At 47.2% G+C, this 12762-nt stretch carries 6 protein-coding genes; all 6 read right to left on the bottom strand.

Going from position 1 to position 12762, the window contains the following annotated elements:
- Positions 1–82 precede the first annotated feature (82 nt).
- The 6 genes from J0L70_RS08190 to J0L70_RS08165 all read right to left on the bottom strand — a co-directional run bounded on the left by J0L70_RS08190 (position 83) and on the right by J0L70_RS08165 (position 12704).
- Positions 83–1609 (bottom strand): YifB family Mg chelatase-like AAA ATPase, encoded by a 1527-nt coding sequence (locus tag J0L70_RS08190; RefSeq protein WP_287454001.1) that lies wholly within the window; start codon positions 1607–1609, stop codon positions 83–85.
- A 68-nt stretch (positions 1610–1677) separates the two neighbouring features.
- A complete protein-coding gene (locus J0L70_RS08185) occupies positions 1678–2364 on the bottom strand; it encodes a DUF928 domain-containing protein (RefSeq protein WP_287453999.1) in 687 nt (228 codons plus the stop codon).
- 92 nt (positions 2365–2456) lie between these two features.
- Entirely contained in the window at positions 2457–4673 is a 2217-nt protein-coding gene (locus J0L70_RS08180) for a CHAT domain-containing protein (protein WP_190648668.1), read from the bottom strand.
- On the bottom strand, positions 4670–7336 hold the full coding sequence (locus J0L70_RS08175; protein WP_287453997.1) for a two-partner secretion domain-containing protein: 2667 nt from the start codon (positions 7334–7336) through the stop codon (positions 4670–4672). The genes J0L70_RS08180 and J0L70_RS08175 overlap by 4 nt, the downstream gene beginning before the upstream one ends.
- A complete protein-coding gene (locus tag J0L70_RS08170; RefSeq protein ID WP_287453995.1) occupies positions 7333–9987 on the bottom strand; it encodes a two-partner secretion domain-containing protein in 2655 nt (884 codons plus the stop codon). Before J0L70_RS08170 ends, J0L70_RS08175 begins: the two co-directional genes overlap by 4 nt.
- Complete coding sequence (locus J0L70_RS08165; protein ID WP_287453994.1) at positions 9984–12704, bottom strand: two-partner secretion domain-containing protein; 2721 nt, start codon at positions 12702–12704, stop codon at positions 9984–9986. Before J0L70_RS08165 ends, J0L70_RS08170 begins: the two co-directional genes overlap by 4 nt.
- Positions 12705–12762 lie beyond the last annotated feature (58 nt).

Here is a 12762-nt window from a genome sequence, read left to right as displayed (position 1 = left end):
TCACCCCTCGAACTTGGAGTTGCGCATCACGTTGAGTGTTCTCATCATAATCAGAATAATCAGAGATTTGCAGGTTTGCAGGTTATTGCATTCGATCGATGGTTCGATATTGTATCGCTTCTGCAACATGCTGGGTTTGTAGCTGCTCATCGCCTGCTAAATCTGCGATCGTTCTTGCCACTTTGAGAATGCGATCGCTGGCGCGAACCGATAAGCCTAAGCGTCGAATTGCATTTTCAAGCAGCGATCGCGTTGTCTCATCTAAACTGCACCACTGACGAAGATGCGCGCTTTGCATTTCAGCATTGCAGCGTAGAGAAGTGCCTTTGAAACGAACAGAAGCGCGATCGCGAGCGTGCTGAACTCTAGCGCGAACCGTTGCGGAATCTTCTCCAGTCGGTTGTTGAGTAATTTCTTCTGGCTTGAGACGATTGACCCCGACTTGTAAATCAATTCTGTCCATCAATGGGCCGGATAACCTTGCCCAATATTGCTCTCTCGCTCTGGGCGAACAAGTACAAGCTTGCACCGTATCTGCATAAAATCCACAAGGACAAGGATTCGTGCTCGCAACTAATGTAAACTGAGCCGGAAATGACACAGATTGACGAGTCCGAGAAATCGTGACATTGCCATCTTCAAGTGGCTGTCGTAGAAACTCTAAAACGTCTCGTCGAAATTCTGTCAATTCGTCCAAGAAGAGAATGCCTCTATGAGCTAATGAAATTTCGCCCGGACGAGGAAAGCTCCCCCCACCGACTAAAGCTGTCCCTGAAGCTGAATGATGCGGACTCCGAAACGGTCGAACTCCGATTAAGGCTCCTTTATCTTTCAGCAAGCCTGCAACAGAGTGAATTTGTGTAACTTCTAAAGCTTCTTGAAATTGCAAAGGCGGCATAATTCCAGGAAGTCTACGAGCGAGCATGGTTTTGCCACTGCCAGGCGGTCCGACAAAAATTAAGTTATGTCCGCCCGCAGCAGCAATTTCTAAGGCACGACGAGCATGAGCTTGCCCTTTGACATCGCCGAGATCTGGAGCCGAGATCTGCCCCTGCGTCAGTTCCAATTCGCCGTCGATGCAAGCTGGAATATAGCCGTTTGGATCATTGAGGAATGCGCCAACTTCAGAGAGATGCTTGAAACCATATACATTCAAATTTTGAACGACCGCAGCTTCGCGAACGTTATCCGCCGGAATAATCAAGTTCTTAATTCCAAGCTGTTGAGCCGCAGCTGCGATCGCCAAAACTCCTGCGACGGGTCTCAGACTTCCATCTAAAAGAACTTCCCCTAAGAACAATGAATCTTCGAGCAAGTCAAGCTTAATCTGTTGAGTCGCGGCTAAGATTCCAATGCTGATGGGAAGATCAAAACTAGGACCTTCTTTCCTGAGGTCGGCGGGCGATAAGTTGATGACGATGCGACGCATGGGGAAGGTAAATCCGGCGTTTTTGAGAGCGGTTCTCACGCGTTCTTTTGATTCTTGCACCGCCGCGTCCGGAAGACCGACGACTACAATTGCAGGCAATCCTCCAGCTACATCAACTTCGACTCCAACCTTGACTGCATCAATGCCAATCAGTGATGCACTCCAAACTCTTGACAGCATGAACTTTTCCCGCAACTGTTGATCTTCAACATGCCCAAATGCTGAAGAGGATAACGGGGAAAGAAGGGTTAAGGCAGTAACGAGGTCGGTAAGCCGATCGCTTCAATCAAATTCGTCCAAGCCTGCTTCACCATCGGATGATGAGGCTGTTGTTGGTGGAGCATTGCCCATTCTGAGAAAGCGTCGTACCAGAAGCCCTTTCTTGCATACAGTTCGATGCGCTCAATGGGCAGAAGCCGGGAAATATCCTCAGACAGATTGCGATGTTGAATCCAGCCCCCGATAATTTGATCTTCAGTGCGATCGTCGATATTACAAATCACCGCGACTGTCCAATAGTAGTTTTTTCCTTGAACAAGCTTAGGCGCATCGCTCGGGAATGCTACACGAATTAAACCGGATTGATTGTGAATCGAGAGCGTCGTTTGATAAAGTCCGCGCTTTTTTTCATCGAAGAGGCTAAACTCAAGCGCGTGCGCTTCGTTGCGAGGAATATAAACGAAAAGCGTTGGCTGATCTGAACGAGTCAATCCGATTGTTTTACTAGGATTCAGGACCATCAGCCTTTGAGAGACTTTCGGGATGGATTTGAGGCAGGTTTGGGTTGGACGAGTTCCACCGCTTGTGGTTGCAGTAGGGGCAGGCGAACCTTCGGGTGGCTCGATTTGGGCGCGGAGTGGAGCTGCTATTGAAATCAACAGACTTGCTAGTGGAATCGACAGATTTATAGCCAGAAAAAAAGTAGACTTGTTCATTGCATTCAATGCCGGGAGCTTATAGCAGACAATCTTTTTTACTACAGTTTTTTACTTGGTCGAGAAGGTACTAGACATTCATTACCGAATCTTTATATCCATCTTCCTACTAAAACAAAAGATGCCCAGTAGTAAGGATGACGAAACTCCGCTCTCTGTAGGAGTTTCAGTTGGGCTTGACGAACAGCTTCTGCTTTAGAGGGCTTCTCAGTGCTGAGGAAAGATTTATAGAATTCAATCATAAACGATGTCGTTGATGTATCGTTTACTGTCCATAAGCTTGCAAGGGTGCTGCTAGCGCCAGAACGAACTGCGACACCCGCAAGACCGATCGCAGAACGACGATCACCTTGAGCCGTTTGGCAGGCACTTAAAATGAGGAGATCAATAGATGTGGATTGTTCTAGCTCGCGATTGTTCAAGATAGTTCTCAGTTCTTCTAAGTTAATGCGACCATCCCAAGTTAAGAGAAAAGTATCGTCTGGATTGGAGCTAAATTGCCCATGAGTGGCAAGATGTACGATCGAGAAAGGAGAGTCTTCTGTGGTTGTCTTAAACGATCGAGTGGTAAAGGTTTCATTGAGTAGAACCTTTGAGGGTAGCATTGAGCGAATTTGCTCAACTTCTTGCTGAACGCCTGGCAGTGCATCTTCATCTTGCACAGGTTTGCTTAATCCTGCGATTAAAGCTTGCGTATTTTTCGGTTCTGGACTTGCAAAAAGCTGCAGACTTGGGGTCACTGCAATTCGATAGTCTTCGATGAGATAGCGTTGTCCGTTATGCAGGGCTGCCATCGGAATATTGCGGAGCGAGCCATCAAGTACAAACGCAATCGTTTTAATTTGAGCCTTCTCTAAGTCTGCCTGCGTAGGTTGAATGAGCCACGAATATAAGGTTTGAGCCAGTGGAAGCCGCTCTTGATCAAAAGATGTCGGACGCAGAGATTGCCGCATTTTGAAGATAATATCTTCGATTTCGGATTGCGATCGCATGGTGGCAAAGTGCTTCAGAGGTTGATTCGGGAGCGAAATAATAACTTCTAGTCGATTCGGAAGAATGATTGGATAGATGACGGCAGCCGTTGAATCAATCGATTCGATCGGCTGTGTTGAGGCATTTAAGCAAGCTTCTCGGAAGAAATTGTTAAGTTCTGCTAATTGTAAGGATTCAATGGCTTGACGAGCTTTTCTCAGGTTCTCGGGAGGCGTTTGCTCGACGAGAAGCAGATCGACGAATTCGCGGTAGACGGGTTCGATTTGTTCGCGAAATGAGAATTGAATCGATTGATCAATGGCGGCAATGTCTCGACGTAGAGTTTTGAGCGAATCGATTGCATCTGCATAAGCAATCTCAGCAGGTTGGACTTTGCCCTGTGCTTTGAGAATTCTGCCGAGTTGCCACTGCCATTGGTACGCAATTTCTGGAATGTTTAACTGTTTTGCTAATCTTAAAGCTTGCTCAGTCAGTTGAGCGGCTTCTGACCATTGTTTCGATTGTTCATATAAGTGTGCTAAAGTTCCGAGCGCATAAGATTCAACTCGTTTGTTTTTAAGCTGTCTGGCATCTTGAATGGTCGCAGCTAGTAGCTGTGCTGAATTCAGTGTTTCTGATGCGATCGAGGCAAGCTCAATCTTTTCATAGAGGGTTTGCTGAGTGGCAGGGAGGGCTGTAAGTTGAGTTTGCAATGTTTTGATGATAGTTGCGGCTTCAGTTGCGCGATCAAGCTTTTGGAGAACTCTAACTTGTTGAAGTTGTGCTGCATGTTGTAAGTCACCTTCGTAAGTAGTAGCTTGCTGCAGTAAGTTCAGTGCAAGTTCAAATTGTTGTTGTGCGATCGCAGTATTGCCCAATTGTAAAAGCGCTGCTTGAATATCAGAATTTGCCTGAACCTTCTGAGCAATCTCTAAACTTTTCTTTAAAGCTTGTTGAGAGCCTGCAAAGTCTCCGATCAGTCGTAGATTCTTGCCAAATGTTAGAAATTGATTGGCTTTTAGGGTGGAATCAGGTTGCTGAGTGGACGTTAAGCGTTCTAAAAGCTGTTGAGCACGACGGTAGAATCCTAAAGCTTCAAGTGCTTTAGCCTGATTGAGTTGAGAACCGAGAATTCCGGTCTGATCTTTGCGATCGCGATAAGCTTGTTCCGCTTTTTGCCAGCTTTCCAAGGCGAGTTCAGGTTGTCCCTGCTCAAATTGTTGTCGTCCTGTTTCATTCAAAGATTGAGCTGTCGCGAGTTGTGCAAATCCTGGATATTGCAACATCAGTGCTAGAAAACAACTCAGGCACAGAATTAAAACATACTGTTTTTTCACTTCGATTCTCCTGCCGAGCAGTCTATCGTTGTTTGAGGATAAGGAGCAGCAGCAACCAGTGCGATCGTGCCATCGGATTGTCGAATCCATTGAGTTGCTTCGACGATCGCAGATTGTTCGCTCCCATGTTCAATAGCCTTGCCATCTCGTTCATCTCGCCAGATGGGAGTCGATTGCACAACTTCACTGATCGAAGGCTCTAATCCTCCTCGTTCTGTCATTACAAACTGACTGGTTTTGGCAAATCTTGCACAAGTTTGAGCAATCCGGGCAGAATTCTCCATCACGGTAACAGGGAGTTCAGCCGTCACGTTTGGCTCAGTTCCAAAAGTCGTTAAGGTGACTGTTCCATCAAGACCCTTGATCTCAGAACTTGCCGTAATCTCACTTTTTGAGGTCAGCGATCGACTTTGCTGGAAGCCAAAGATTCCTTGAGCTGTAATGTTGATTGCTCCGCCTTGCCGTTTAGCATTTGCAGTGATGTCGCTATTTTCTTTGGGAATCGCTGCCAAAACACCTGTCTTGATATCAATGTTGCCGCCATCCGAATTGTCTGCCCTAGTTGTAATTTGGCTACCATTTCTCAGCAGAATCAACTGCGATCGCAGATCAATATTGCCTTTTCCTCCAGAATTCGTGGTCGCAGTAATTCCGGCATTCTCTAATCGAATGACATTCGCATTCACCTGAATCGTTCCGGCATTGCCACTGCCAATACTGTCAACATTAATTCGTCCGTTATTCTGAATCGATAGTTGTGAAGTGGAGAGTCTCACATCTCCTGCTGCGCCCGTTGCCGTCGGCAATTGGGAGATAGTGAGAAAAGATGACTTACCGGAGTACGTCCCAATTCCAAAGGAATCACTCGGTTGCCCAACAATATTGATGGAATCTAAAGCATTGACCGTAATTGTGCCGCCTTGTCCCGATGCAAATGTAGAAGCCACGACGAAACTCTGACCCAGGCTCACGAAGCGCCAAGTATTGAGATGAATATTGCCTGCGTTCGCACTGCCAAATGTATTAGTCGCGATTAGACTGGCAGAGTCTCGGTTTAATCCAATGCCGTCTAGCCGAATCTCTTCGGAAGCATTGAGGGTAAGATTTCCGCTCGTTCCAGAACTGACAAAAATGCGATCGACCACGGCTGATCCACTTGAAGTTGAAATCGTGCCACCGTTTTCAATCTGAATGCGTCGAGCATTGATCTCTAAATTTCCGGCATTGCCCTTGTCAGAAATTGTCGTGGTGGCAATGTACGATGGCAAGAAGCCATCTCTGACTCCCCCATTAACGATTACGTCATCCGTTGCATGAATCGTAATCCTTCCACTATCTCCGTCACCCAGCGTAATTGCGGTAATAACCCCGGTACGATTTAAGCGCAAACTGCCTGTCTGAATTGAGAGATCTCCGGCTTTGCCGCGATCGATTGCCGTTGTGCCAATTCCAGAGCTAGTCACATCAATGCTCTCAGCCACCCGCATTGTTAAATCTCCGCCTGCTCCTGCTCCCTGAGTCGGATTGCCAAGCACTGCCCCATTTTCTAATCTGACCTGTCGCGCTTCCAGAGTGAGATTGCCTGCGTTTCCCTGACCAAAGGTTCCCGCTAAGATCGCATTTTCTAAGTTGTTCGGTTGCACAGTGCGATCGAAAGGAACCTTGAGATAGTTCCGATCAAAAGCTTCATAGCCTGCTCCGGTGAGTGCGATAGTATCTTTCGCCTGCACTGTAATATCTCCTCCAGTACCAGTGCCGACCGTAAAGGCTCGAACTACAGCCCGATCTTGAAGTCTAAATTGATGGGCTTGAATCTCAATGTCTCGACCGTCGATCGCGCCAACCGTATCCGAGAAAATTCTCGCTTGATCGCGTACGATTACATCCCCGCCCCGAATCTGAACGGCTCCTCCTCGCAATCCACCCACATTCACTGCGGATGTTCCTGACAGTTCAATCTTGCCAAGTGACATGAGACTACTTTCTCCCAGGCTCAAATCGGGTGCGATGCGAACCGTCCCAGGAGCGATCGCGCTCATCAGAAAAATATTGCCGCCAAGGCTGGTGTAGCTCCCCTGATCGAACCGAATGTCTCCGCCTACGAATCCAAGCGTTCGCAAGGGTGGAAGGGTTAGCCTGGCTTGATTGATAATGCTCCCTGGACGAGTGCCAAACTGTAAGCCGATGGGCGTACTAATCCTAAGTAAAGGTGGAGCTTGCGGAGTTCTCGCACTAAATTCGCCGCCATTGGAGAATGTCCAACTGTCAGCCGTACTGGCAATGAATGAACCATTGATATCGAGTCGAGCATCTTGCCCGAAGGTGATGCCATTCGGATTGAGAAAGAAAAGATTCGCCTGACCTTGAATTGAAAGTAAACCGTTAATTTGCGATCGTTCAGTTCCCGTCACGCGAGTCACAATGTTCTGAATTCCGGCATTCGGTAGAAACTGAGCGACTCCCCCAGTCGGAATTGAAAACGTTTGAAAACTGTGAAAAAGCGTTGCTCCTGAAGCAGTCCCGCCTGTGATGGTCTCTTGATTGACGATCGAAGACTGGGGCAGTGTCGCATCTGGAATAATTTGAGCCTGTAACTTTTGAGCCGTTGCAAGCCCGTAAGTCAATACGCCACATAAGACGAGAGAACACGGTATCTTTTTCATGGAGCCGAATCAGCACGAGCAGGAATCAAACAGGGATTCAGAATTGGGCGATTTGCCGATTCTGAGACTAACATAATCTCTCCATCGGCTCGCTTCACCCATCCGGATGCTTCTGTAATTTCAGGGGCAGATTCTTGAAGTATTTTGTGCGATCGCTCACCTCGAACGTCGATCCATACTGGAGTTGATTGCACCGCTTCATTCACATTGGGCTCTAAGCCACTTCGCTGTGTGACGACAAACTGACTGGTGGTTGCAACCTTTGCACAAGTTGGAGCAATTTGAGTCGAACGATCGACCATGCCATTCGGCAAATTACTTCTAATCGTAGGTTCCTGTGCAAAAGATGTAAGTTTGACTGTGCCATCTAGCCCAAGTCCAGAACTCGCATTGATATCACTGAAATCAGAGGTAATTCCTAGCTGAAAGCCAAAAATACCTTGAGTCTTGATAGTGATATTGCCACCCCGACCTGCCTGTGCGTCTGCTGTAATATCACTATTTTCTAATGGAATTGCCAACAGAATTTTGGTTTGAAGATCAATGTTGCCACCATCTGAATCTCCTGCATTGGTTTGAATCTGGCTGCCGTTTCTCAGCACAATATTTTGTGCCTGAATTCCGATATTGCCTTTGCTGCCTGCGCGAGTTGTGGCGCTGATTCGACTGTTGTTGAGTTCGATCGTATCTGCCTGCACATCAATTGATCCAGTTGCCCCTTTTCCAAAACTTGAGACACTAATTTGTCCAAGATTGCTCAGTGAGAGTTTGGACGTGCGAAGTCTAATATTTCCAGCCGAATTGGTGTTCGTGAACGGCTCACCTCCTTCAGCATTCGTATTAATTCCAATCACACGATTGAGATTTCCCACAATTTGGATGGATTCAGAGGCATTAATCGTAATGTTTCCGCCTTTGCCGAAAGTCAAACTCGAAGCCTCGATCAAGCTTTGATCGAAAATCAGGAGCCGACGAGTGTTGATATAAATGTCTCCTGCTTGGGCTGTCCCAAATGTCAGCGTCGAGATTGAACTATTCGGACTTTGAGGTAGACCGACTCCTGATAAGCGAATTTCATCCGATGCATTGAGAATGACGTTCCCCCCTTTTCCAGAACTGACCAAAACGCTGCCTCCGAGATTCACGCCACTTTCGCTGACGATCGAGGCTCCATTCTCAATGTGGATTTGCCGAGCATTGATCGTTAAGTTGCCTGCGTTCCCTGTTCCTGCCAGAGTAGACGTGACAATATTGGATGCGACGACCCCTTGAGGAAATGCGCCACTGACCTTGACTGTATCGGCAGTAATGGTTAGATTTCCGCTATTTCCTGACCCGATCGTCCCGGACGTAATAATTCCCGTGTTACTTACGTTCAAGCGTCTGGTTTGAATCTGGACATCTCCAGATTTTCCATCTCCACTGGCGAGCGTTCCAAGTGAAGAACTGATGACCTCGATCGTATCTGCTCCTCGAACTGATAAATTTCCTCCTGCGCCTGATGCTTGTGTGAGATCGACGATTGCAGATCCTTCTTTTAGGCTGAGTTGTGGAGTTGAGATCGTCAGATTGCCCCCTCGCGCAGATCCGGCGGTTCCTGTCAAAATTGCACTCTCTACAGTACGCGGATCGAGATTGCCAAACAGGTAATTTCCTAAAAGGTTCTGCTCAAAAGCTGGATAGCCCATGCCAGTAAGTGCGATCGCATCTTTGGCTCGAATCGATAAATTCCCCCCGCTTCCAAAGCCAACCGTAAAGGCTCGAACTACAGCCCGATCTTGCAGGCTAAATTGATTGGACTGAATCTCAATGTCTCGACCGTCGATCGCACCAATCGTATCCGAGAAAATCGTGGCTTGATCCCGCAGTGTGACTTGATTGCCGCGAATCTGAACAGATCCACCACCCAAACCACTGGCATTGATCGCACTCGCTCCTGATAGCTCAATATTGCCAAACTGTTCGATGTTCGTTTCTCCAAGCCCCGTTGTCAGCAGTTGCAGCGTGCCTGATTGCATCGCACTGACCAAGAAAATCGTGCCACTCGGACTGTTTAAGCTCGCATTGTCGAGCCGAATCTCTCCGCCTGCGAGTCCGAGTATTTTTCCAGGAGGAAGCGAGAGGTTAGCTTGATGGACAATGTTTCCTGGACGAGCGCCAAACTGTAAGCCGATAGGCGTGCTAATCGTGAGAAGTGGAGGAGCTTGAGGGTTTCTGGCACTGTATTCGCTGCCATTGGAGAAAGTCCAGCTATCGGCGGTACTGGCAATCAGAGAGCCATTGATTGCCAAGCGAGCATTCTGCCCGAAGGTGATGCCATTGGGATTGAGAAAGAAGAGATTAGCGTTGCCATTGACTGAGAGCGTGCCATCAATGAGCGATCGCTGATTGCCTGTGACGCGCAAAATAATGTTTTGAACTTGAGCATCGGGGAGAAACTGAGCTTGGCTATCTGTTGGAATTGAGAACTCTTTAAAGCTGTGAAAGAGGGCTGTTCCAGAGCGTGTTCCACCTTGAATCGTATTGTTGTTCACGATCGAAGGTTGAGACAGTGTTGCATCAGGAACAATCTGAGCGAGTAATGTTTGAGAGCCTGAAAGTAAGGGTAGAAATGAACAGAATGAGACTGGAAAGCCGAGTATCTTTTTCATGAGCCATGAGCAGCACGAGATGGCAAGAGACAGGATGCTAGAATCTGACGATGAGTAGATTCAGAAACTAACATGATCTCTCCATCGGCTCGCTTCACCCATCCGGTTGCTTCTATCATTTCTGGCATAGATTTTTGTAAGCTAAGTGAGTGAGTGCTCGCTCTTTCATCCATCCAAACCGGAGTCGATTGCACAACTTCACTCACAGGCGGTTCTAATCCTCCTCTGGCTGTAATCACAAACTGACCTGTTTTAGCTAAGCGAGTGCAGGTCTGGGAGATCTGATCTGAAGAGATAATCTGAGTCCCTGGAAGATCAGTGCTCACGTTGGGTTCTGTGCCAAATGTCGTCAGTGTTACGGTTCCATCCAACCCAATTCTTGAGCTAGCAGTAATATCGCTGTTAAAGGTCAGAGATCGACTCTGCTGCAAGCCAAAGATGCCTTGAGCCGCAATGTTGATATTCCCACCACGACCGCCTTGCGCAGTTGCAGTAATGTTACTATCTTCGGTTGGCACTGCGAGTAAAAGTCCAGTATTAATGGTGATATTGCCGCCATTAGAGAGATTTGCATCGGTTTGAATGTTACTTCCGCGACGTAAGAGAATGAGTTGCGATCGCAGATTCACGTTTCCGCCTCCCGCAGTCCCAGTTCTGGCATCGATACTTGAGCCATTATTGACGAAGATCCGATCGGCATTAATATTCAGATTGCCAGCTTTGCCAGAACCAATATTTTCTACGGTGACAGTTGCACCATCTCGAATCGATAGTTCTCGCACGTTGAGATTTAAATCCCCAGCATCGGAAGTTGCTTTGGGATTGATGATTGAAGAAAAAGAAAGTTTGCCAGTAGACGCTTGAATTCGACTGGGTAAATCTCCTTTGCGTCCTGACACTTCGATCCGGGTGGCATTAATGGTCAAAGTACCTGCTTGACCAAATCCCAGTGACCCTACCGAAATGTTCGCTCCATCTCGGACTCGCAAAATAGGAGTTTGAATAAAAAGGTTGCCGCTCTGACTACTTGTGCCAGTATCAGTTGAAAGGTAGCTAGAAGTTTGAGTGCCATTTGCTAAGACTTCAGAAATCCCGGATACATCAATCAATTCGGTTGCTGAAATCTCCAAATCTCCAGCTTTTCCACCGGTTGGTGAGATTAAAACTGTACCCGATGCTCCACCGGAACCAGCGCTAATTCCAGCTCCGTCAGAAACTAAGAGTCTGCCCGTCTTAATGCTGATATTGCCTGCTTGTGCTTGATTCTCTCCAAAAGCATTTGATCCGATCGCAGTCTGAATCGCGCTGCCTTTTGGAGTGTCTGCTAGGGTAATTGTATCTTTCACATTCAGATTAATCTTGCCAGAATTACCTCGACCAAATGTACTCGTCGTAATCGCTGCACCTTCTCGAACGGTTAAGCGATCGGCTTGAATATTAATATTGCCTGCTGCTCCTGTACTGCCTCGAAATGTTGAGGTTACGATTGATCCACTTGCAATCCTGATATCTTTTGCCTGTAAATTGACTGCTCCAACTTGTCCGGCTTGTAGCGTGGTTCCACCAATTCCAATGCCATTCTCAAACTGGATTTGATTTGCAACAATTGAGATATTTCCCGCTTGACCTTGACCAAAAGTACTGTTTGTAATGGCGATTGTTGGACTATTCAGATCTAGCACTCCAGTCTGAATGAGACTCGCTACGTCTCTTTGATAAAGTGCAGAATCAATTCCTCGTAGTCTAAAAGACTCAGTTGCAGAAATATCAATATTGCCACCTTTTCCCGATCCAGTTGTGATAGCTGCGATTTGTGCGCCATCTTGGAGTCGGAACTGATTGGATCGGATCGAAATTCCTTGCCCATCTTGATCGCCAACCGTAAGAGAGACAATTCGAGCATTACTCAGGACGACGTTGCCTGCATCAATTTCAATGCGTCCCCCACCCAGCCCACTGGCATCAAGTTGTGCTTGATGCGAAATTTCAAGATTTCCCAGTCGTAAGTTACTCGGTTCAGACAAACTCACGTATTCGGGACGGTCTACAGTCTTTAGCGAAATTTTTCCAGAATTTGCGATGAGACTCCCCCCATTCACCAGCACATCTCCACCCAGTAAAGCTAAAGTTTGCCCTGGTGGCACGAGCAATTGCGAACCCGTTTGCTCAATGCTAGCTGGACGAGTCCCAAACTGTAAGCCAATGGGAGCACTCATCGTGAGGAGTGGAGCTTGAGGCGATTTTGCACTAAATTCACTGCCATCTGAAAATTTCACGCTCTGTGCAGTACTGGCAAAGAATGAACCATTGATGCCAAGTTGAGCATTTTGACCGAAAGTAATGCCATTCGGATTGATTAAGAAAAAGTTGGCTCTCCCGTTAACTGCGAGGATGCCATCAATCCGCGATCGCTGATTGCCTGTGACGCGAGTAATGATGTTGCGAATGTCTGGATCTGGAACGAAGAGAATTGATCCCTTGACAGAAAAATCTTGAAAGCTGTGAAAAAGGTTTGTGCCTGATTTCGTTCCGCCTGTGACTAAGGTATCTGTGACGAGCGAATTTTGCGGCAAGGTACGATCGGGAATAACCTGTGCAAAAGATCGCTGTGCTGTTGAAGCAAAGGCTAACGGATACAAGCCACCTAGCGCAATGACGAGACAAGATCTAGGGGATGCGGAACTTAAACAGGTCAGGAACTCGGATATGAAAAGCATCGGACAGATAAGGGCGACATTTATCACGATCGCACACTAACGAGTTTTGTGCTCGATT

The organism is Leptolyngbya sp. UWPOB_LEPTO1 (genome assembly GCF_017302695.1).
In the GTDB taxonomy this organism is placed as follows: domain Bacteria; phylum Cyanobacteriota; class Cyanobacteriia; order Leptolyngbyales; family Leptolyngbyaceae; genus Leptolyngbya; species Leptolyngbya boryana.
This window is presented reverse-complemented; position numbering and strand designations above follow the sequence as displayed.